We start from the raw sequence: 24,218 nt of genomic DNA on the forward strand, positions 1-24,218 counted from the left end.
CATGTAAACAATTTATTTAACTAACTCAAACTCTTCTTTATTTTTGGTGTCGGAATTAGTTCCGACAAAAACTTCAAATTTTCCTGGTTCGGCTACGAAATCCAAATTTTGATTGTAGAATTTCAAATCTTCTTCAGAAAGAGTAAACGTTATGGTTTTTGTTTCCCCTTTTTTAATCTCTATTTTTTGAAATCCTTTTAATTCCTTTACAGGACGAGTAATGGATCCAACCAAGTCTCTGGTATACAATTGAACGATTTCTTTTCCATCATAATTACCCGAATTTTTTACATCTACAGAAACCGTAATGGAACCATTTTTTGTCAATTGATTAGAAGATAATTTTAAATTACTGTACTCAAATTGAGTATAGCTCAATCCATAGCCAAAAGAATACAAAGGTTCGTTGCGCTCGTCTATGTAATTGGATTTGAATTTTTCAAACTTACCTTCAGAATTTCCAAGTGGTCGGCCTGTGTTTTTGTGACTGTAATAAATTGGAATTTGCCCGACGCTTCTTGGCCAAGTAGAGGTTAATTTGCCCGATGGAACTACATCGCCAAAAAGCACGTCAGAAATGGCTAAACCTGCTTCACTTCCGGGAAACCAAACATTTAAAATAGCGGGAACTGATTTGTTTTCTTCTACTAACACCAAAGGTCTTCCAGTGAACAAAACTAACACTACTGGTTTTCCTGTCTTGAGTAATTCGTTGAGTAAATCCTTTTGAGACTGCGGAATTTCAAGATTAGTTCGGCTACTGCATTCACCACTCATTTCGGCACTTTCACCTAAAACGGCAAGAATAACATCGGCGTTTTTAGAAACATCTAGGGCTTCATTTATCATTTCTTTTGAACTTCTATTATCGCGTTGTAGACCTTTGTCAAACATGGTTGCTTTGGCTTCAAATTCGGCATCGTAATCTAAATTACTTCCTTTGGCAAAAACCACTTTTGCTTTTTCTCCAACTACCGTTTTTAATCCTTCTAAAAATGAATTGGAACGATCTTGTTTGGTTGCAACACTCCAAGTTCCACCCATGTTTTCTCTTGAATTGGCGAGCGGACCAACCACAGCAATTGTTCCTGATTTTTTCAAGGGCAATAGTTGATTATCGTTTTTCAAAAGCACCATGGATTCGGCAGCAACCTTACGGGCAAAAGCTTTACTTTCTGGAGTATAAATTTCGGTTTTTGCTCTTTTTTCGTCGCAATTTTTATACGGATTATGAAATAAACCCAAATCGTATTTTGCTTCAAGAATCAGTCGAACCGCATTGTCTATTTGTTGCATCGGTACTTTGCCTTCATCAACTGATTTTTTTAGTGTGTTGAGAAAACCTTCGCTCACCATATCCATTTCTATACCAGCGTTCATCGCTAAAGCAGAAACGGCCTGCATATCGCCCATTCCGTGTTCGGACATTTCCATGATTCCGGTGTAATCGGTGACTACAAAACCTCTGAATCCCCATTGTTTTCTTAGCAAATCAGTCATCAACCATTTATTTCCTGTAGCGGGAACACCATCAATTTCGTTGAACGAAGCCATAACCGAACCAACACCTGCATCGACAGCGGCTTTGTATGGTGGAAAATACTCGTTGTACATTTTGAGTTTACTCATATCAACTGTATTGTAATCTCTACCCGCTTCGGGTGCGCCGTATAATGCAAAATGTTTGACGCATGACATCATTGAAGTCGTTTGCGTTAAATCATTGTTTTGGTAACCGTTTACCATCGCTTTAGAAATTGCACTTCCCAGATATGGATCTTCGCCACCGCCTTCTGCTACTCTTCCCCATCTTGGATCACGAGAAATATCAACCATTGGCGAAAATGTCCAGTTAATACCATCAGCAGTTGCTTCAGTTGCAGCAACTCGAGCTGTTTTTTCTATCATTGGCATATCCCAAGAACTCGATAAGCCTAAAGGAATTGGGAAAGTGGTTTCATAGCCGTGAATGACATCCATACCAAAAATCAAAGGTATCTTAAGACGGCTTTTTTCAACTGCTACTCTTTGAACTTCTTTGATTTTAGCAACCGATTTTATATTGAATAAACCACCTACTTTTCCTTCCTCGATTTTCTTCCCGATGTCGCTGCTTTGAGCTTGCCCGGTAGTGATATCACCTGCACCAGGCAGATTTAATTGTCCTAGTTTTTCTTCTAAAGTCATTTTCGACATTAGTTCATTGATGAACACGTCTTTTGGAGGCAATGCTTTGGTGTTTTTCTTTTGTGCAAAAGAAGAAACTGTAATTAATAAGGCAAATATGAGTATGCTATTTTTCATTCGTACTGTAATTATTTTCTAAAATCCGTGTTGTGTTGATGAGAAACCTAAGTTTTGTAATCCTGTTTTAATTTCGGGTGCTTGCATGAATAAATTCCATAGCAAACCTGTTCTATAATTTTCAATCATAGGAGTAATTGTTCCTTGATCAATGGCTAAGTAACGCTGTGTAACCCAACTGTAATGAGGTGAAAACGCATCGTAAGGTCCGGCCAGACCAATTGTATTTTGTTTTTCTTCGTATAAATATCTCAAAAATTTCATAGACTCTACTGGTGTATAAGGAAAAGAAGACAGTGCTGCTGTAGGTGTAATGACTCCTGTATCATTATTAGGTTGATGTGCTGTATAACCAGTAGTGCCATCAGAATTTCGAGTATAACTTGCTGTTAATCCCCAACATTTTTCAGAATAACCATTCCAATTGAGTGGATTAGTGATGCAGTATTTATTAATGATTTTTGAATGATTTTGATTGAGTGTCCAATAATTGGCATATTGATCGGAAAGTCCTCTTGGATCGAGTCCTAAATACGAATAATGGGACCAAAACAATGGTCCAACAGTCCCAGTAGCACCGTTATGATTGAGCACAACTGGAAATCCATATTGAGAACCACCATGCACAATAGCTCCGTTACGAGCCCATGCTTGATGATAAGCTGCATTTGAAACCGGATGTGTTGGTGAAGCGGCTGCCATTACATAAGTGATTAAACATTCGTTGTATCCTTCCAATTTAAAATTCATTTGCCACTCGTAGTTGGGTGACCAATGCCAATATAAAGCGTTTTCTCCTTTGGTATACCAATCCCATTCAACACCTTTCCAAAGATTATCGGCTTTGAGTGATAGTGCTTGTTCTTGTGAATTACCATTCTTAAAATACTCTCTAACGGTAATTAAACCTTGACATAGAAAGGCAGTTTCAACTAAATCGCCGCCATTATCAACGGTTCCAAACGGAATTACATCTCCTGTATTTCCATTCATCCAATGTGGCCAAGCTCCGTGAAAACGATCTGCATTTTCAAGAAAATTGAGCGCTGTAGTTAATCTAGAAACAGCTTCTGCTCTTGGAACAAAACCTCTTTCTATACCAACAACAATAGTCATTAGCCCAAAACCCGAACCACCTGTAGTTACTATATTAGCATCAAAATTTGGATCATCAATATGATATCGTTCACGAGCCAATTTAGAATTTGGATGCGCTAAGTCCCAAAAGTATTTAAACGAATCCATTTGCACCTTATCCATCAACTCATTATCAGTAAGAGGATTAGATTGCTGCTGTTGAGTGGATGAACTACTATCACAACGTACAAAAAATAACATTGTGAAAAAGGCACTAATTAGTATTTTCATAGCATTAAAAATAAACCTACCAGATAAAAGTTTTATCTGGCAGGTTTACTGTTTTTTTTTATTTATGATTGGTATATAAATCTTGAACTTCAGCCGCAGTTAATGCAATATCATACAATCTGAACTGATCTAAACCACCTTTCCAGGTAGATCTAAGCCAATCATCTGCACCATCATTATTAACTGTTTTTGGTCCAGCTCCAATTCTGAAAGCAGTAGCTGTGTCATTATTCATATTAATATCGCCATGAGTTCCCCAAGATGGTTGTAAAGAATTAGCTACACCGTTTAAATACAAAGTCATTTTACTAGTACCTGCATCATAAACTAACGCACAGTGTCTCCAGGTATTATCTGCAATTCCCGGAATTGCATTACTTCCTTCCCATACAAACCAAGTATCTGCCATGTTTGCATCAACCACTGGAAACTTAATTTGTGTTCCTGTACCATTCGTTTCAAAAAATAACATGCCTTGTGAGCCAGACCAATGGCCATTAGACGAAGGAATACTAAAAATATATTCTGGTCCATTTCCACCGTTGTTATTTTTGGTTTGTCCATCCAATTTAAACCAAAACGCCACTGTAAAGCTCTCAGAAGTGGAAATCCACTCATTTGGTTTGGCATAATTAACATATTTCAAACTTGAACCCTGCATTGCGTTTCCGGTTATACCAGTTGTGATTTCTGTAGTGTTATTTTGAGGAAAATTAGCCCTGATTTGGTCAACAGCATTTCTCAAAGAATTACTCGATGAACCATCAAAAGGCACATAAAATTTAAGTGGTCCTCCAGGAGGATTTTCATCTACTTGATACTCACCCAAAGCTGGCCTGTCCATCTCTTGACAGCCAATAAAAGCAAGAGATGCAAAAATCATCAGACTTACTTTTGTAATTGTTTCTCTAATTTTTTTCATAACTTATGTTGTTTAAATTAAATTTGGAATAGTTAGTGTTTGAATACTAACTATTCCATCATTATTAATAATTTGGATTTTGAATTAATATTCCACCGGACTGATCAATAGCCGTTTGAGGGATAGGATACAATGCATTTTTAGGTTGATAACCTAATCCACCTAGTACTGAACTAGCATCTCCCCAACGAACTAAATCGTAGAAACGTTCGCCTTCCAATGCAAACTCTATTCTTCTTTCATGTTTAATAGCTGTTCTAATTGAAGCTTGATCACTGGTAGTTACGTCAGGTAAGACACTATTATTACCGCCTCTTGCTCTTGCTCTGACCATATTAAGATAGCTCAATGCAAGAGAAGAATTTCCTGTTTCATTAGCTGCTTCGGCTGCTATAAGCAATACGTCTGCGTATCTAATTAATTTAATACCAGACCAATGGTTTTTATTTTCTCCATAGGACGCTCTTTCAGCTGGGTCAGTAAACGCTTTTTTGTTCCAATACATTTGATCTAAAGGAGGACTTCCAGGAAGCGTATTACCGAAACCATCATTTTGACCTGAAGTTAATATTGTAGCATTATATCTAGGATCATTTGGTTCATAAGCACTTAATAAATTTGATGTTGGCACGTTAAATCCCCAACCTAAATCCCAAGTACCACTTCCTCTAACTCCTTGAGATTCCCAGTAATTACTAGAATAATTGATTCCACCAGTTCTTAAAAATTGAATTTCAAAAACAGACTCAGAAGAATTATTTCCATCTTGAGTAAAGATTTTAGAATAAGAAGGAAGTAATGAGTATTGTCCTGAGCTAATAACTTCTTGACTTTTTGCCAAAGCATTAGTCCAATTACCTTGGTAAAGGTATAATTTCGCGAGTAACGTGTTTGCGAAACCTTTTGTTGCTCTACCGGGATAGGATGGCCATGCCATTGGTAAATGTTCTGCTGCATATGTCAAATCACTAATAATTTGTTCATCAACTTGAGCTATTGTTGATTTTGCTTTGATACCATCGCTTGGAACTACTACTCTATTTAAAACTAAAGGAACTTCTCCGTAGTCTCTACGCAAGTCAAAATAGGCAAAAGCTCTTATTGCCATTGCTTCTGCTTTATTTGTCAATGTACCTGCATCAGTTGCTCCAGATTCATCAACTTGGGCAATAACATCGTTACAAGCAAAAATTAACTTGTAGTGACCATTCCAGTTTGCAGTGGGAATTCCTTCAGAGGCTGAATAATTGAAAGCATCCATGACATTCCCCATTGTAGCTTGGTCAGTAGAAGAACTTCCTTTTGCTGCATCATCAGAACGAATACTTTGAAACCAATATCTAACCCAGTTGGTTACACCATCTTCTGTTCGCATTTGTCCATATAAACCAAACACTTGTGATTCAAACCCACCTTGTTCACCAACGGTGGTTATTCCTAATGGTTTTATATCGATAAACTCTTCGTCATTACACGATACTAAACCTAACAAAAGAAAAGTTGTTAATACCGTAATTTTACTAAAAATTTTATTTCTATTCATAATATTATTTTTTTTAAAAGCTAACATTTAATCCAAGTGTTGTAATTGAAGGTACTGGATATCCTCCATTATCTCTTCCGAAAGAAATTGGGCTACCTCCAGCTTCAGGAGTAAAACCTGAATTATTTTTCCATGTTATTAAATTTTGAGAACTTACAAATAGTCTTAGACTTTGAATGTTAATTTTTGATAATAATTTACTGTCAACATTATACCCAATTTGTAAATTTCTTAATCTTAAATAACTTCCATCTTCTATCATGTAAGAAGAATTAAGTTTATTATAACCTGTAGCGTCATTTAATTGTGGCTCCCAGTTTGAGGTTCCTGGACCATTCCATCTATCTAAACGATCAGTTCTATAATTGAATTGTGCAAAAGTAGATCCATTACCCCAATCTCTCCATACTTCATTTCCGTATACACCTTGAAAATCAGCAGAAAGCGACCAGTTTTTATACGTAACATTTGCAGAAAAACCATAGGTAAAATCAGGTGTTGGATTACCAATTACTGTTCTGTCTTCCGGAGTAATAACACCATCACCATTTATATCTCTGTATTTTAAATCACCTGGACCATATGAACCCAAAGTACTTGGTGGTGATGCCAATACATCAGCATATGACTGGTATACACCTTCAACTTCATATCCGTAGAAAGCACCAATTGGAGCACCAGCAGTTAAAATTGAAGGTCCGTCAAAAACTTGGAATCCATCTAAGTAAACAGAATTAACTGTATTATCTAAAGTAGTAAGATTTGCATTAAATGAATAAGTAAAATCGTCTTTAATTTTATCGTTCCATCCAGCAGATAGTTCTAATCCTTTACTTTCGATTTCACCAGCATTGGTATAGAATCTTTCGCTACCTAAATCAACAAAAGTCAGTAAGTCTTTTGTAGTTTTTGTATAATATGCAGCTTCAACTCTCAATCTATTTTTTAGTGTTGCCATCTCAATTCCGACTTCACTAGAACTAACTGTTTCCCATTTCAAATTGGCATCATTACGATAAGCCAAAACGTAGGCTGGAACTAAACTTGATCCAAATACAGCTGAAGAACCTGTAGTAAAACTTGGGTAAGTAGGATAAGGAACAGATGAGTATTGATTTCCTAATTGTCCGAAAGATGTCTTAATTTTTAATAAATCAAATGTTTTTTGATCTTGCATAAAGCCTTCTTTTGTAATTTCCCAAGCGGCACCAAATGACCAAAAGTTTTGAAATTTATTTACTGACGAAGATCCGTCTCTTCTGAATGATGCATTAAGAACGTACTTACCATCATAATTGTACAATGCTCTACCCAAATAAGAAACATTTCTAGTTTCCCATTGGTCTGAATTTGATAATCGTGTTGATGCAACACCAAATGAATTATTCAAATACCACCATCTAGGATCGTTGGGAATTGGGTTATCAGCAGTAGCACTAACTGTTCCGCTTACCGATTCGAAACCTACAGTATAACGAGTATAACCGCCTAAAAGAGTTAAATTGTGTTTATCAAAACTTTTGGTATACGTTAGCAATAAGTCTTGTTGTGTTTTTTGGTAATCATTTTTGTACTGATTCACCGAAGTAAGTTGATTGCCTCCATAAATGGTTGTATCATCTACCTCAGCAGCATATACATCAAAAACTGGTCGGTAACCTCTTCCTTTATTATAGCCCAAATCAGCCAAATAAGCTGCTCTGAATTTTAAGTCTTTCAACAATTTAATTTCAGCAAATACATTACCTACAAAACGAGTTTCTCTGTTTAACTGAGTAAATTTTTTGCCTTCAACATCCAAAAGTGGATTTCCAATTTGAGCTGCACCTAAATCACTTGGAAGTTGGTTGTAAATCCCTAATGAAGAATTGAAAGGAGCAACAATTGGAGTAGCTGAAATAGCCGATCCGAATGAGTGCAACTGTGGTAGTCGTGCATCATAGCCATTCAATCCAACACCAACTTTAATTGAATTAGAAACCTCTAACTCGTCATTGATATTAAAAGTAAATTTTTTGTACTCTTCATAATCAATCAACCCTTCATCCGTAGTAAAACCAGCACTTGCGTAAAATTTATTTTTATCAGACCCATTTGAAACACTGATATTATTAATAGTCATTACCGCATTGTCATTAGATATTTCATCAATCCAATCGGTATCAGCAGTAAATAAATTGTAATAAGGATATGGTGCTGCACCTTGATTTGCTCTTTGCTCATCATACAACATTTTGAACTCAGCGGCATTGGTTAAATCAGGTTTACCAGTAATCTTTTTAATCGCTAAGGAAGAATTATAATTTATTGATGTTTTACCACTTTTGGCTTTTTTAGTAGTAATAATGATAACACCATTTGCGCCTCTAACACCAAAAATAGCAAGAGAAGATGCATCTTTTAGAATTTCCATTGATTCGATGTCATTTGGATTTACGAAATTGATATTATCGTTTAAAATTCCATCAATAACATACAAAGGTTTAGTTTGGTATCTACTAACAGTACCTCTGATTCGGATATCTGGTTCTTCTCCAGGCTTACCTGAATTAACTACCGTTAAACCAGTTACTTTACCTTGCAACGATGCAATTGGGTTCTGATTAGGTCTGTCTACAATTTCTTTTCCAGAAACCTTAACAATTGAACCTGTTAGATCTCTCTTTTTAGCAGTACCATAACCAATCACCACTACATCTGAGAGAATTGTTGATGATTCGACTAATACTACCGTAACAAAAGAACTGTTTGAATTTACAACTTTGGTTTCAAAACCAATCATTGTAAATTGTACGTCATCGTCTTTGTCAACCTTAAGAGAGAAATTTCCATCTAAATCTGAAATTGTAGATGTTTTTGAATTTACTCCACTAATGTTAACTCCCGATAACGGTAAACCATTTTTGTCGACCACTTTTCCTGAGACAACTTGAGCTTGAATCAGAAATGGAAAAAGGACTAACAAAATTAAAATAATTTTTTTCATACTAAATATTTTGTTGTTTAAGTTAATTAGTACGAATGTAGCGATTACATCGTTATAGTAGGATTAATGGTGTACACTACAAAAACACATCAAAAGTAAAAAAAAATATTTTAAATATCTGTTTATCAATATTTTAAAATGTTAATAAAAAATAAAAAACTTATCAATAAAAAAATGAAATGATGTAGTAGTGATGAATAGTCTAAAATGTCATTTTGGCAAAAAAAAGCGCTTTAAATGATAATCTATTTTTTTAAGTAGATCAATTATATATTATTGATAAAATTAGAAAGACTTACGTCTTGGTTCAATCCTATTTTTTTTCGAAGTCGGTAACGATGAAGTTCAACACCTCTATAGGAAATATTCATCAATGGAGCAATTTCTTTTGATGATAAACTCATTTTCAAATAGATACAAAGCTTAATATCTTTGGATGATAATTTGGAATATTGAGTTGTAATTCGCTTGATGAAATCTTCATGGCTTTTGAACAAATTACTTTCAAATGTTTCCCATTCCTTCTTATTAATTGAGTTGAGTTTAATCGCTTTTTTGATATTTCCTTTTAAAGTTGATAAATCATTTTCTTTTTCAAGTAATTTCTGAATGGTCTCTATCATTTCGGTCTGTTTTGCAATAGAAAGCGACTTTCCTGCTACTTCAGATGCTTTGGTTTGCACTTGAATTTCTAAGATGTGTTTTTCGTACTCTTGAATTTTTAGTTTATTCTCAGCATCTAATTCTAATTGATAAATGGCTTTTTGATGTTTTAACTCTTCTTCTTTCAATTTAATTTTTTCGATGTAACGAATCTTATTCCATCGATAGTATAAAAATAAACCACCACCCAAAATCAAAATATACAACAGTACCATCCAAAATGAGAAATACCAAGGTTTTGATACATTAAAACTGTAATCTGCTACTTTTATATAGTTGGTTCCATTTCGATAATAAACAACCACTTCTTTCCAACCATTATCCAAATTATTCAAAACAATTTTACCATTTTCAACGGGTAAGTAATTATCGTCATCATTGTAGGTATAAAATAAATTGGCTTTATTATAACCAAAATAAGGTGTAATTACATTTAATTCAACAGATTGATTGTAATTAATTGAAGTATCATCCGTTATCATTTTCGAATTATAAAATCCTTCAATGGTTATTTTTTGATCATCCAACTGCTTTTCTTTCATCTCAAATACAAAAAAACCGTCATCCAGATTAACGACTAATTGGTTTCCTTGCTTTATAACTTTGGTATCTTCTCCAATACTTTTTCCGTCATAGTATTTTTTGGGAATTAAATTCCATTGAAATTGATTGTCTTTATAATAAATTACATAAAAAAATCCGTCTTTTATAACCAAGAAGCTTTCTTCATCAATAGGATTAATACCTGAAATATCTTTAAAATGCTCATTGAATTGCTTTGACAATTCTAATTTAGAAGTAATTGGATTATAGGTGTACCATGAATTATTAATATAAAAAAACACCTCATTTTTGAAATTAATCAGTTTTACATTGAAATCATTTTTAAAACCATTACTCTTGGTCACATTGACCACTTTTTTGGTTTTCAATTGATCGTCAAACTCAATTCGGTATAAACTTTTGTAATTGTCAACCGCCCATAATTCGTTTTTATTCTTTTGAGCGAGATTGCGAATAGGTTTTGTAAGTTGGCTAACTTTGGTAAAATTCTTGAAATTATCATCAGCATAAATTACCACACCCGAATAATACGCCTGAAAATACGATGAATTGTAATTGTTTTTAAGCACTTTCCATCCACCATTAATTGAATTCAATTTTTGAAATGAACCATTGTATAGAAATGTACCATCATTGTGACCAATAATGTAATTGTCATTGATTTTATCAATTTGCCATACTTGTCCTTGTGACCCTTCAATAAAAGTCAATTCTTTATTTTCGTGTTTAAAAACTCCGTGATTGGTTCCTAAAAGATAACCACTATTAGTTGGAGCAATCGAATAAACAGTTCCTAAAATACCAGTATTATCTACAAAATTTTTATAAGGTGAATTGATTTCAATATGCACAATTCCGTTATCCATTCCCAACCACAAATCGTTTTCTTTATCCAGACCGATGCTCAAAACCGAATTGTTTTTTAACGCATTATTTCGGTTGATGTTGACATGAGAATTATTTTTCATATCAATGATGTATATTCCTTTAAACGCAGTTCCAATGGCTAATCGATCATTACTTAAAAACCGAGCCGTATTGATTAACTCCGATTTCAAACTTCCGTTCAAGGGTGAATTCCAAGGTTGCACAACACCATTTTCCTCAACAAAAACACCATTTTTTCTAGTAAAAAAGTAGGTTTTATTATTGTATTTATCAATCGAATGGATAATGCTATTATTGAGTATAGGCCAGTTATTTTCTTTGGTGAATTTTTTACTATTCAGGTAATAGATTCCGTTATTTACTGTGGCAACATACAATAGATCATCAATTGGAAAACAGTACGATATTTGACTTGGCAAGTTCAGTTTTTCGACATTTTTACCGTTATAAATAAAAATCTGATTGAACGATTGAAAGTAAATGGTTCCCTTGAATTTGAATATTTTCCAGACCTCTTCATTGACCGATTCACCAAAAAATAATTTTTTATTGGACAACGAATAGTACTTCATAGTTCCAGACACTCTTTTCCAATAGCCCAGTTCATTATAGGAACCTGTATAAATCCGATCGCCATCGGCAAAAACAGAACGAATAATTGTTTTATTTGGAAGTGTGTATTTTTCCCAGTTCACTCCATTATACCGTAGAAAAAAATGATTGTTGGCAAAATACATGGCATTGTCATTTCCTTGCGCAACACTCCAAACTTGATTATCTCCGTTGTAGTTGGCTTTGGTAATGTTTTCTACAAACGGAAGTAAATCTTGCGCACTTAATTCAACACTCAAGCAGAAAAACAATAGGAAAGAAAGCAAATATTTGTTCATTTTTAAAGCTAATTTCATCTCAAATATAGGCATTTTTATGAAACAAAAAATCCCGATACAATCGGGAGTTTATTTGATTTGATGAGGCTTATTTTCCTTCGACATACTCTTGCAAATAGGCAAAACGCGGAGTCAATTTACCGTTTTCTGTGATTTTGGCGCGTTGGAGAATACCGTCTTTATCACCATTAAAAAAAGCTGGAATAACATGTTGCATGAACATTTCACCAAAACCTTCGCTGGCATCTTTGGGCAATTCACAAGGCAAATTATCAACCGACATCACCATAATTGAACCTGGATGTGTATAAGGAACTTCTTTATTTTCAAAAGGCAAATACCCAAAAAACGGATCCGCAATGGTAGATGCTTTAATTGTGCAAGCAATTGGACCGTCTACATCGCAAGAAATATCGGCAACGACTTTAATTTTGCAATCGGCAGCCATTAGCATTTCTCGTGTTAGGATGTCGGGCGCACCATTTCCGTGAAAATGTCCCGCCATGTACATATCGGCCACTTTGGTAAATCGTTCAAAATCGGAAGTATATTCGTGTGGATTTTTATAAAAATCTTGATTGTCCAACACTTTTCCATCCAAGCGTCTGTTATAATCTAAAACATCTATTTGAGTGTAAACAGGTTGAGTGTAGACTTTATTCAGAAAATCATCAACAGAAACTTCTTTGATTTTTATTCCGTCTAAAATTTCCTTTGCTCCCATTCCAACTTTTCCGTGACCAGAAAGCACAATTTTGATGTTCGGTAACGTTTGTCGTTTCAATCGCGCAATCAATTCGTCTTTTCCACTCAAAGTTTCTGCTTTAGCTAGATGAAACAAGTCGTATTTGATTCCGAATCCTCTGAAACCATTGTATGCACCCACAATTCCGGCGTATCTTCCAAAACCAATCAAACGTCGGTTTTGAGCATCCACAATCGTTTCGTGATCGAACAATTCGATGTTTTTTTCTAAAATCACTTGAAGTAATTTGCGGTTGTGGACTTGCTTTTTAATAGTATGCGAAAAGAAAAAGTATTTTTTATTCGGAATTAAGGCATCAACTGGAATTTCTTTTACGCCAAAAAGCACATCACAATCGATCATATCGGTGGCTATCTCAATTCCTAATTTACTGTAGTCTTCATCAGGAAAAACTCTGATATCAGAACTTTCAACTTTAACTTGTGCTTCGGGATGTTCGGTTTGTAAGCGAACTAATTCTTCTGGGGTAAAAACAACTCTTCTATCGGGTGGATTTTTTCTTTCTTTGATGATTCCGAACTTCATTTGTAACTATTTTTTTGGTGCGTCAAAAGTAGTAGTAACGAAATCGTTTTCAAAACTTTTTAATCGAAAAAACAATCGCACTACTAATTGATAAATAAGCACTTAGAAAAATGTTTAAAAACTCTTAATAACTCAGCCCTTTTTTTGGGAATAATTTAGCAACTCGTTGGTTATATTTGCTTTTTAAGATTGAAAAAATGCTCCGACTAAAATATACTTTTTGCTTAGTACTTCTCACTTCTCTTTTTTTAAGTTGCGATAAAGACAAACGCGGTTCTTCTGACGATGAAAATGTGGCTAAATTGCCGTATTCGATGCTTCCTCCAATGAAGGAATTACCAAAATTATCGGAGAAATACATCCAACAAAAGCACAACGAAATCGCTAACTTTTTTACCGAAAATTACGGGAACGACTTTGAAAACGTAAGTTTTTTAGTGGCACAAAACGGCCAAATTATTTACGAAAAATACAACGGTTACGCTGATAAAGAAAATAACATCTTGAATTCGGCTGACACGCCATTGCACATTGCGTCTGTGAGTAAAGTACTGACAGCAGCAGCAGTTTTGAAATTGGTCGAAGCTGGAAAAATCGAATTGGATCAAAAATTAACCACTATTTTTAAAGGCTTTCCTTATCCGGAAGTTACCATACGAACGCTTTTAAATCACCGTAGCGGTATTAAAAAATACGGTTATTTTACTGAAGACAATAAAGTTTGGGACAAGTCAAAAACACTGACCAACAAAGACATTTTAAACCTGCTGATTACTCAGAAATTCCCACTCGATCATCCAACCGATACTCATTTTGTCTACAACAACACCAATTATGTTTTGTTGGCTTTGGTTATTGAAAAAATCACCGGAATGCGCTACAGCAAAGCGATGAAACTGATTATTTTTGATCCGTTAGGAATGAAAAACACCTTTGTTTTTGACGAAACAACGCCTTTAAGTAAAGCAACTCCATCGTACAAATGGAATTATGAAAAATATCCTTTTGATTATTTGGATGCTGTGTATGGTGACAAAAATATTTACTCTACACCACGTGATTTATTAAAATTTGACTCGTCTCGAAACGACATTAATTTCTTGAGTAAAGATTTGATTGAGCAAGTATTCAAAGGCTACAGTTATGAATCGAAAGGTGTGAAAAATTACGGTTTGGGAATTCGGATGCGCGAATGGGACAACGGAATCAAATACTTCTACCACAATGGTTGGTGGCACGGAAACACCTCATCGTTCATTAACCTAAGAAAAGAGAATGCCGTAATCATCGCTTTATCCAATAAATTCACCCGTAAAACCTATGAAGTAAAACGTTTGTCGGTTTTGTTTGGAGATTATCCTTTTACATTGAAAGACACAGCGGCAACAGATGAATAATTAACGACTAAAACGGTTCAACTTTTCAAACTTATTTGTATTTTTGACCAATCTTATAAAAAATGCAATTCAAACATCCAGAGTTTTTATATTTCCTTTTCTTATTGGTAATTCCAATTCTGGTGCATCTTTTTCAATTGCGAAAGTTCAAAAAAGAGCTTTTCACTAACGTAAAATTCCTTAAAGAACTCGCCATTCAAACCCGAAAGAGTTCGAAAATAAAAAAGTATTTATTACTTGCTACACGATTGTTATTGCTAACCGCATTAATTTTTGCATTTGCGCAACCTTTTTTCAAAGCCAAAGACACTAAAAATGCCACCAACGAAATGTACATCATTTTAGACAATTCGTTCAGCATGCAAGCCAAAGGCAAAAAAGGCGAATTACTCAAACGCGCGGTTCAAGATTTGTTGGAACACACACCTGAAAACATCAATTTTTCGTTGTTGACCAACTCTGATAACTACTACAACACCAACATCAAATCGATTCAGCAGGATTTGCAAAACATTCAATACAGTGCGACTCCGTTTCAAATTGACAATCTTTTAGCTAAAATCAATGCGCGAAAATCGGCCTTCAACAAAGACATTATTGTGATTACCGATGCGTTAGGATTGAAAGAAAATCAAGTAAAAAGCTTCAAAAAAGAAGATAATGTGTTTTTCTATTTACCCGAAGCAGAGCAAGAAAATAACGTTTCGGTTGATAGTGTATTCATCAATCAGACGTTGGATAATTTTTATGAAATTGGAGTAAAAGTCGATGCTTTTGGCGACAAAAATAGAGACGTTTCTGTAGCTTTATACAACAAGAACAAACTGGTTGCCAAAACCTTGGCCAACTTCGAAACAAATACAACCACGCTGAAATTCATGATTCCGAAAGAGAATTTTCACGGCTATGTTTCGGTTTCAGATAACGGTTTAGACTACGACAATACGTATTATTTCAGTTTATCAAAACCTGAAAAAAGCAATGTTATTAGTATTGGCGATGAAGAGAAAAGTAAATTTTTATCGCGTATTTACACGAGTGACGAGTTCAATTACATCAATTACACTTTAAACACACTTGATTATAATAGTATTGATAAACAAGATGCCATTGTGTTGAATGAATTGAATGATATTCCACAAGCCTTGCAAACTACCTTAAAATCGTTTGTTGAAAAAGGCGGAAATGTGGTTTTCATTCCGTCGCCAGAAAGTAACACTTCAAATGTAAATAGTTTTTTAGCGGCTTTTGGTTCGATTCAATTTCGATCATTGGTCAACGCCGAAAAAATGGTTACTAAAATCAATTTTAGTCATCCGTTGTACAGCAGTGTTTTTGAGAAAAAAGTCGATAATTTCCAATATCCAAATACCAAAACTTCGTTTGACGTTTCGTCGAATGCATCTATTATTTTAGGAAACAACGACCAATCAGCCTTTCTATCGGCTTTTCAAAATGGAGTCGCCTCAGTGTATGTGTTTTCGGCACCCATCAACAAAACCAACAGTAATTTCCAAAATTCACCTTTGATTGTTCCTACGTTTTACAACATGGCGCAAAATGCTCAGAAAAGCGGAATCAAATCGTTTGTAATAGGCAAAAATCAATCGACTGTTGTGGAAACTTTGCTATCAAAAGACGAAATTGTGAGTGTGAAAAACAGTCAGAATAATGCAAAAGGAAACTTTATTCCGGTGCAACAAATTCTGAATAATAAAGTCAAATTGACGTTCAATGATAATCCGAATACCGCCGGAAATTACGGTGTTTTCAATACGACAACTCTCATTGATAATTTGAGTTTTAACTACGATAGAACTGAAAGTAATTTATCGAATCCGAATACTAATGCGGCAGATGAATTTGAAGAAATAAGCGATTTAGAAACCATTTTCGACACCATACAAACCGACCGAACCGACAGTCAAATCTGGAAATGGTTCGTACTGCTCACCTTACTCTTTTTAGTGATTGAAATTCTCATTCAAAAATTGGTCAAATGAACATAATCATCCGACAAGCTACAATTGTTGACCCCAAAAGTCCGTTTCACAATCAAACTGTAGATGTGAAAATTAATAATGGTGTTTTTGAAAAAATAAGTCCAACGTTACCAAAAGAAAACGGTTTTCAAGAAATTGAAATTCCGAATCTACATCTTTCACAAGGTTGGTTTGACAGTAGTGTTTCGCTGGGTGAACCCGGATTTGAAGATCGAGAAACCATTGCCAACGGTTTGAAAGTCGCCGCCAAAAGCGGATTTACAGCTATCGCTTTACAACCCAATTCGTTTCCAGTAATTGACAATCAATCACAAGTGCATTTTGTGCAGCAAAAAGCCAATGGTTCTGCTACAAATTTATATCCGATTGGCGCTTTGACGAAAAACAGTGAAGGATTGGATTTGGCCGAATTATACGATATGAAAAACGCGGGTGCGATTGCCTTTGGTGATTACAACAAAAGTTTGTCCAATGCCAATTTGCTGAAAATTGGATTGCAATACGTGCAGGATTTTGATGGTTTGGTGATTGCTTTTTGTCAGGATGAAAAAATCAAAGGAAATGGCGTAGTCAATGAAGGAATTGTTTCCACTCGATTGGGTTTAAAAGGGATTCCGAATTTGGCAGAAGAAGTCATCGTAGCACGCAATTTATTTTTACTAGAATACACAGGAGGAAAATTACATATTCCAACCATTTCAACAGCAAAATCGGTTGATTTGATAAGAGAAGCCAAAGCCAAAGGTTTACATGTTACGTGTAGCGTTGCCGTTCATCATTTGGTGCTAACGGATGAAAAATTAGATAGTTTTGATTCGAGATACAAGGTAACTCCGCCTTTGCGTACCGAAACCGACAGAAAAGCATTACTGGATGGAATTTTGGACAACACCATTGACTGCATTACTTCAGATCACAACCCAATTGATATTGAACACAAGAAAATGGAGTTTGATACGGCCAAAAATGGCACGATTGGTTTAGAGTCGGCATTTGGAGCTTTACTAACGGTTTTGCCTTTGGAAAAAGTGGTTGAAAAATTAACTACTGGAAAGAACGTTTTCAATGTAGCTTCTTCAGAAATCAAAGAAGGAAACAGAGTAGAAATCAGTTTATTTTCTGTGGATACTGATTGGGAATTTTCAAAAGAAAATATACTTTCTAAATCGAAAAACTCGGCTTTTTTAGGTGTAAAAATGAAAGGAAAAGCCATCGGGATTTACAATAATAACACTTTAGTTGTATCATAATGGAATCGAACATCAAAGAAGGAAAAACAACTGCAATCATCAGTTATATCTTAATTTTTGGACCACTAATTGCCATTTCAATGAACAGTGAAAACAAGAATGCATATGCTTCATTTCACATTCGACAAGGATTAGGAATAACGTTGACTTTTATACTACTCGGACTTACCATAAGTCATTTTGAAAGCATCATGGTTGCTGCTCCAATGTGGGTTTTTATTTCAGTTTTATCCGTATACGGAATTTTTACTGCCGCAAGAGGTGAAACAAAACCGTTGCCACTTTTGGGTAGTTTTTTTCAGAAATGGTTGAAGTTTTTGTAATAGCAAAACCGTTTCTCATTAACCACATAGAACCATAGATTTTCTAACTCTTTTAAGTCATTTCACTTTATAGAGAATTATAGTCATCTCGAAAAATAGATATTTATTTTTAATACAATTCACATGAATACATCATTGCATTATTTAGTTAGAGAGCCGAAAATCGTTTTAGACAAAAATCCGCTGTTGCTTTTGTTACACGGATACGGAAGTAATGAAGAAGATTTGTTTTCGTTTGCTACTGAATTGCCCGATGAATATTATGTTGTTTCAGCTCGCGCTCCACACGATTTAATGTACAACAGTTATGCTTGGTATGCTATTAATTTTGATGCTGATGAGAATAAGTTTTCTGACATTGAACAAGGAAAGGAATCGCGTGATTTAATTGTGCAATTTATCGATGAGTTGATAGAAAAATATCCAATTGATGCGAATAAAATAACTTTAGTTGGATTCAGCCAAGGAAGTATTTTGAGTTATGCTGTAGCCTTATCTTATCCTCAAAAAATTCAGCGAGTAGTAGCCATGAGCGGTTATTTAAATACCGAAATGGCAATTGATAATTTTGAGAAAAACGACTTCAGTAACTTACGAATATTTGCTTCACACGGAACAGTCGATCAAGTAATTCCGGTAGATTGGGCACGAAAAACCGAACCTATTTTAAAACAATTAGGAATTGATATTGTATATAAAGAATATCCTGTTGGACACGGAGTAGCACCGCAAAATTTCTTTGACTTTAGAAATTGGTTGCAACAATAAGTTATCTTTTACTTGAACTCAAAGTCTTAGGCTCTTTAATAAAATCACTTATAAATGATTAATTACTATCAACTTTCAAAAAAAAATTTGTGAAATTTGTGTTGATTTTTATTCTTCTATAGGAAGTTCTTCCGTATCGTTGGTTCCGGTTACGTTAGTACCAATTTCTCCATCACCCGAATATACTAATTTACCTGCTTTTTTGAGTTGGTAACCGTTTAGTGGAATTAATTGCCAATCTCCATAAACCCAAGGTTTGTTTTTACCATCGCGTTCCAAAATAATTGACCCGTCAACATTCGGCAGAAATAATTCGGATTTGTTTCCTGATTCATCAAACAAAAGATAAGCACACAAAGTAGCATCATCTGTTGGTTCAATTGGCATTAATTGAATTCCGCTGAACGCTCTCACGCATTCTTTATTGAGTTTGGACCACGTATAACCTGCTGAAGCCAAACATCCATTTTCATCTTTATCACCGCCAAGAACCAAATCTTTTTTAGGAACTTTTGGAGCTTCTTCTTCATTTTTTTTGAAAAAATCACAGGAAGAAAAGAGAGAAAGCACTACAACTAATAAAGTTATTTTTTTCATATTAATTAAGTTCTGGTGAATAGAGATAAGACGAAATCGTTTCAAATTTAATAGTAGCATCTGGTTGAACAAGATACATCAAAAGCACTTCTCCCCATAAACTTCCATTACTATAATCTGCAATAATCCAACGGTGATTTAGGATTTTTATTTTATTAATAATAAATTTCTGATCTCCAATTTTAGATTGATCAACGTATTTGTTTCCTTCGGGATCAGAGTTGAATTCTAATAAATCTTCTTTGATTTTTGGAGCTAAAGCAATATAATCCAAATTACTTGCTGCTAAATAATTTTGTGCTCTGTTATTGTATTCTAAAGAAAAATAATCTGCTTCACCTACTCTGTTATTGATGGTTTGAATAGAATCATTAAACTTCTTACTCAGCGTTGTGTATTTATTTTGTGTAGAAGCCTCTTTTTTGCTAAAATACATGTAAGTGAAAACATTCATCAATAACGATAAAATAAAAAGATATAATAGAAATTGCCTTTTCATTTGGAGTGAGTATATTAAATGGTTAATTCTAAATTGTCGTACGCAAGATAAACATTATTAGGAAGTTTTTTTTGCACTTCGTCGTGAAATCCTAAAAGGTGACTAATGTGAGTAAAATAAGCTTTCTCAGGACGAATCAAATTTACAAAATCTAATGCTTCCTGCAAATTAAAATGCGAATGATGTGACTCTTCACGCAAAGCGTTAATAACCAACACTTTTAATCCTTTCAGTTTTTGAAGTTCTTCATCTTCAATTGATTTAACATCGGTTAAATAAGCAAATTCACCTATTCGATAACCAAAAACCTGAAGTGTCCCGTGCATTGCATTGATCGGAGTTACAACTTGATTATTTATCGAGAAGGGAACATTATTTACGACTTCTATCGGAATGACTGAGGGCGAACCTGGGTATTTGTTTTCCGTTTCAAAAATATATTCAAATCGTCTTTTTAAATTGCTTAAAACGCGTTCATGTGCGTAAATTGGCATTGGACCTTGTTTAAAATTAAACGGTCGAATATCATCCAAACCTGCTGTATGATCGGAATGTTCATGAGTAAATAAAATGGCATCTATTTGTTGGCACTTTGAAGTGAGCATTTGTTGCCTAAAATCAGGTCCACAATCAATAACTACCGAGAAAGTTTCGCTTTTAATCCACACCGAAACACGCAAACGTTTGTCATTAGGGTTTTCACTCAAACAAACCGAATGATTACTACCAATTACTGGAATTCCCTGCGAAGTACCGGTTCCTAAAAAATAAATTTTCATTTAGCACGATTTTTGATAATCACTTATCATTACGTAAAATAATAGCACAAAAATAGAATTAATTCGCTTTTAAAACTACAGGTATTTTACTAACTTTGCAGAGTATATAAACGACTATGGGAAATTACGGATTAGACATCAAATTAAAAGGAGATAAAGTTATTGAGCAAATTCCTTCCATAAAGGACAAGGCATTGCGCATTAACTTGAATGAAAATATTTATGGAACTTTTGCCGAAATTGGTGCTGGACAAGAAACTGTACGCCATTTTTTCCGCTCAGGTGGATCATCTGGAACCATTGCAAAAGCGATGTCGGCTTACGATAAAGATTTTAGTGACGCCATATATGGAATTGAAGATGATGGTCGTTATGTTACCGAAAGTAGATTGAAAAAAATGTTGACTCATGAAACGAATTTGATTGAGCAACGTTTGAACCGCGATAAACATCCGAATAAAATATTTTTTAGTTATGCCAATACGGTAGCAACTATTGATTTTGCAAAGCAATTTAAAGGTCATGGTTGGGTTGGAATCAAATACCAAGTTGAACCAGACGAAGATTATAACGAAATCATTCTTCACATTCGTTTTAAAGAAACGGATGCACGTTTGCAACAAGAAACCTTAGGTGTTTTGGGAGTAAATTTGATTTATGGTGCCTACTACAAGTACAATGATCCTAAAAAATTACTTCGTTATTTGTACGATCACTTAGACAAAGACCAACTCGAAATTGACACCATTAATTTTTCTGGACCTCGATTTGCTAATGTAGACAATCGTTTGATGAGTTTGCAATTGGTGAAAAATGGCATGACCGATGCAGTAATGTTCAGTCCAGACGGTCACAATATTTTACCTGCAGCGGTTTTGTACAAGAAAAATATTTTGGCTTTACGTGGAAGTTTCCGTCCAGTAACCAAAGTGAATATGGACATGTACCAGAAATCACTTGAAATGTTTGTTGAAGAAAACAAAGTAGACAAGGACAATACTTTTGTAATTTTTGAAATTACCTTATCCAATTTGCGTTCGGAAGGTGAAATTGACGAGCGCGATTTTATGGACAGAGCCGAATTGCTGTGTTCATTAGGTCAAACGGTAATGATTTCGAATTTTCAAGAATACTACAAAGTGGTGGAATACTTCTCAAGTTATACCAAAGCCAGAATGGGATTGGTTATGGGAGTAAATAATTTGGTGGATATTTTTGACGAAAAATACTACCGTCACTTGAGTGGTGGGATTTTGGAAGCCTTTGGAAAACTGTTCTACCGCGATTTAAAAGTGTATTTGTATCCGATGGAAGAAGATGGAGAAATCATTACTTCTCAAAACCTAAAAGTACATCCGCGTATGAAAGAATTGTATAAGTTCTTTGCCTACAACGGAAAAGTAGTTGACGTTCAGATTAACGACAAAGAAAATCTAAAAATCTTCTCTCGTGAAGTTTTAAAAATGATTAACAAAGGAATTCCGGGTTGGGAAAAAATGCTTCCAGAAGGAACGGCAGAGTTAATCAAACAACACCAATTATTTGGTTACGATCCGAATAGAGTGTTGGAAGAAGTGTAAAAAAATGATTCAATAAATATATATCCTCAATTGTGAAAACGGTTGAGGATTTTTTATATTTGATAACAACTATTATGAGTTTAATACATAAAGATTTTTTAACCACGAATTATCGAATGTAATTTTTGTAATTATTTGATTCTATTCGAATGTTCATCATAGATGAACAAATTTTGACATAAAACTTAGGCTAATTTGTGAATTACTTCGTCTGTTCGCTAAGTTCGAGTCGTGGCAAAAATTCATTTAAACTTAAATTAAAACATAGTGAATTATTTATAAGTGTTTTTATATATAATTTGAACTCATATTAACTAAATCTTCAGAAAATGACAGTCAGCAATAAAATTACTTTTCAATTCATAAGTGAACCAACGGATGTGAATTTTGGTGGAAAAGTACACGGTGGAATTGTAATGAAATGGATCGACCAAACGGCGTACACTTGCGCCCGAAGTTGGGCTGAAAACTATTGCGTTACGGTCTATGTAGGCGGAATTCGTTTTTACAAACCCATTAGTATTGGCGAAGTCATTAAGATCAATGCGTATGTGATTTATACTGGAAATACGAGTATTCACATAGCAGTTGATGTGTATTCACGTGATTTTAAAGAACAACAGTTTGAGAAAAAGACACACTGCGTCATTGTGTTTGTTTCGGTGGATGAAGCAGGAAACCCAATTCCGGTGAAGAAATGGAATCCGCAAACCGAAACCGAGAAACAATTGGCAGAATACGCAAAAAAACTAGTCGATTTACGTGAACAAATCAACAACGAAATGAAACCGTTTTTTGATGGGATTATAGACGAATAGAAATTCCGCCACAGATTCACAGATTCTATTTCTCAAATAATAATCTGTGAATCAGCGGCAAAACCTTACTTTAAAATCTGTGCTGAATGTGCTTTGGTTTCTACTTTAGAAATTACTTCTTCGCAGATTGTATAAATTCGAATAATAATCTGTGAATCAGCGGCAAAACCTTACTTTAAAATCTGAGCTGCGTGAGCTTTGGTTTCTACTTTAGCAATTACTTCTTCAATGATGCCGTTTTCGTCGATTACAAAAGTAGTTCTGTGAATGCCGTCGAATTCGCGTCCCATGAATTTTTTTGGACCCCAAACTCCGAATGCCTTAATAACTGACAAGTCTTCATCGGCTATCAACGGAAAGGGCAAATCAAATTTGTCTTTGAACTTGGCTTGTTTCTTGGCTGGATCAGCACTCACTCCTAAAAGTGCAAAATTATTGGCTTGAAAACGTTGGTAATTATCGCGCAAATCACAGGCTTCGGCAGTACAACCTGGCGTATCGGCTTTTGGATAGAAAAAAACTACTAATTTTTTCCCTTTGTAATCGGATAATGTATGTGAATTACCGTCTTGGTCTTTCCCTGAAAATGCTGGCGCTTTGTCGCCTTTTTGTAGTGTGGTCATTTGCTAGATTATTAGATTGTTAGATTGTATGACTGTAAGATTTTATGATTGGTATAGTATTAATTTAATTGATAATTGATAATTGATAATTGATAATTGATAATTGATAATTGATAATTGATAATTGATAATTGATAATTGATAATTGATAATTGATAATTG

Annotated in this window: 18 protein-coding genes; 7 read left to right on the plus strand and 11 right to left on the minus strand. The window is 34.6% G+C overall.

Translation table 11 applies throughout. From position 1 onward, the window contains the following. Positions 1 to 12: 12 nt before the first annotated feature. The 7 genes from bglX to VK161_RS08835 form a co-directional block, all read right to left on the minus strand. A complete protein-coding gene (gene bglX / locus VK161_RS08805) occupies positions 13 to 2,304 on the minus strand; it encodes a beta-glucosidase BglX (protein ID WP_324214404.1) in 2,292 nt (763 codons plus the stop codon). Between the two features lie 18 nt (positions 2,305 to 2,322). Further along, positions 2,323 to 3,672 carry a glucoamylase family protein gene (locus VK161_RS08810; protein ID WP_414655422.1) on the minus strand — a complete coding sequence of 450 codons (1,350 nt, stop codon included), beginning with the start codon at positions 3,670 to 3,672 and terminating at the stop codon, positions 2,323 to 2,325. 58 nt (positions 3,673 to 3,730) lie between these two features. Beyond that, complete coding sequence (locus tag VK161_RS08815; RefSeq protein WP_324214405.1) at positions 3,731 to 4,555, minus strand: LamG domain-containing protein; 825 nt, start codon at positions 4,553 to 4,555, stop codon at positions 3,731 to 3,733. A 103-nt stretch (positions 4,556 to 4,658) separates the two neighbouring features. Continuing rightward, on the minus strand, positions 4,659 to 6,137 hold the full coding sequence (locus VK161_RS08820; RefSeq protein ID WP_324214406.1) for a RagB/SusD family nutrient uptake outer membrane protein: 1,479 nt from the start codon (positions 6,135 to 6,137) through the stop codon (positions 4,659 to 4,661). A gap of 13 nt (positions 6,138 to 6,150) precedes the next feature. Continuing rightward, positions 6,151 to 9,123, minus strand: coding sequence for a TonB-dependent receptor (locus tag VK161_RS08825; RefSeq protein WP_324214407.1), 2,973 nt, complete (start codon positions 9,121 to 9,123; stop codon positions 6,151 to 6,153). A 266-nt stretch (positions 9,124 to 9,389) separates the two neighbouring features. Continuing rightward, positions 9,390 to 12,128, minus strand: a complete 2,739-nt coding sequence (locus VK161_RS08830) for a histidine kinase (RefSeq protein ID WP_324214408.1) — start codon at positions 12,126 to 12,128, stop codon at positions 9,390 to 9,392. Positions 12,129 to 12,216: 88 nt separating this feature from the next. Beyond that, the gene (locus tag VK161_RS08835; protein ID WP_324214409.1) at positions 12,217 to 13,419 is read right to left on the minus strand and encodes an NAD(P)-dependent oxidoreductase; all 1,203 of its coding nucleotides are present in this window, start codon (positions 13,417 to 13,419) and stop codon (positions 12,217 to 12,219) included. A gap of 197 nt (positions 13,420 to 13,616) precedes the next feature. On the opposite strand from VK161_RS08835, the gene VK161_RS08840 reads away from it, so the two are divergent. From VK161_RS08840 to VK161_RS08860, 5 genes are all read left to right on the plus strand, one after another. Next, positions 13,617 to 14,816, plus strand: coding sequence for a serine hydrolase domain-containing protein (locus tag VK161_RS08840; protein WP_324214410.1), 1,200 nt, complete (start codon positions 13,617 to 13,619; stop codon positions 14,814 to 14,816). A gap of 62 nt (positions 14,817 to 14,878) precedes the next feature. Beyond that, positions 14,879 to 16,819, plus strand: a complete 1,941-nt coding sequence (locus VK161_RS08845; RefSeq protein WP_324214411.1) for a BatA and WFA domain-containing protein — start codon at positions 14,879 to 14,881, stop codon at positions 16,817 to 16,819. After that, positions 16,816 to 18,069: a dihydroorotase gene (locus tag VK161_RS08850; RefSeq protein ID WP_324214412.1), complete on the plus strand. Its 1,254-nt coding sequence runs from the start codon at positions 16,816 to 16,818 to the stop codon at positions 18,067 to 18,069. Before VK161_RS08845 ends, VK161_RS08850 begins: the two co-directional genes overlap by 4 nt. Then, positions 18,069 to 18,392: a hypothetical protein gene (locus VK161_RS08855; RefSeq protein ID WP_324214413.1), complete on the plus strand. Its 324-nt coding sequence runs from the start codon at positions 18,069 to 18,071 to the stop codon at positions 18,390 to 18,392. Before VK161_RS08850 ends, VK161_RS08855 begins: the two co-directional genes overlap by 1 nt. 123 nt (positions 18,393 to 18,515) lie before the next feature. Further along, positions 18,516 to 19,160 carry an alpha/beta hydrolase gene (locus tag VK161_RS08860; protein WP_324214414.1) on the plus strand — a complete coding sequence of 215 codons (645 nt, stop codon included), beginning with the start codon at positions 18,516 to 18,518 and terminating at the stop codon, positions 19,158 to 19,160. 108 nt (positions 19,161 to 19,268) lie between these two features. On the opposite strand, the gene VK161_RS08865 is transcribed toward VK161_RS08860, so the two are convergent. From VK161_RS08865 to VK161_RS08875, 3 genes are read right to left on the minus strand one after another with little or no spacing between them, the layout of a single operon-like run. After that, on the minus strand, positions 19,269 to 19,757 hold the full coding sequence (locus VK161_RS08865) for a hypothetical protein (RefSeq protein ID WP_324214415.1): 489 nt from the start codon (positions 19,755 to 19,757) through the stop codon (positions 19,269 to 19,271). Position 19,758: 1 nt separating this feature from the next. Further along, on the minus strand, positions 19,759 to 20,256 hold the full coding sequence (locus tag VK161_RS08870; protein WP_324214416.1) for a hypothetical protein: 498 nt from the start codon (positions 20,254 to 20,256) through the stop codon (positions 19,759 to 19,761). A gap of 14 nt (positions 20,257 to 20,270) precedes the next feature. Continuing rightward, positions 20,271 to 21,035, minus strand: coding sequence for an MBL fold metallo-hydrolase (locus VK161_RS08875; RefSeq protein WP_324214417.1), 765 nt, complete (start codon positions 21,033 to 21,035; stop codon positions 20,271 to 20,273). Positions 21,036 to 21,151: 116 nt separating this feature from the next. Here VK161_RS08875 and VK161_RS08880 point away from each other — a divergent pair, with 116 nt between their 5' ends. Beyond that, entirely contained in the window at positions 21,152 to 22,615 is a 1,464-nt protein-coding gene (locus VK161_RS08880) for a TonB-dependent receptor (protein WP_324214418.1), read from the plus strand. A gap of 329 nt (positions 22,616 to 22,944) precedes the next feature. After that, positions 22,945 to 23,433, plus strand: a complete 489-nt coding sequence (locus tag VK161_RS08885; RefSeq protein WP_324214419.1) for an acyl-CoA thioesterase — start codon at positions 22,945 to 22,947, stop codon at positions 23,431 to 23,433. Between the two features lie 170 nt (positions 23,434 to 23,603). Here the strand turns inward: VK161_RS08885 and bcp are convergent, their stop codons facing one another. Further along, positions 23,604 to 24,056 carry a thioredoxin-dependent thiol peroxidase gene (bcp, locus tag VK161_RS08890; protein ID WP_324214420.1) on the minus strand — a complete coding sequence of 151 codons (453 nt, stop codon included), beginning with the start codon at positions 24,054 to 24,056 and terminating at the stop codon, positions 23,604 to 23,606. Between the last annotated feature and the right edge of the window lie 162 nt (positions 24,057 to 24,218).

It is taken from the genome of Flavobacterium sp., assembly GCF_035299245.1.
Classification (GTDB): domain Bacteria; phylum Bacteroidota; class Bacteroidia; order Flavobacteriales; family Flavobacteriaceae; genus Flavobacterium.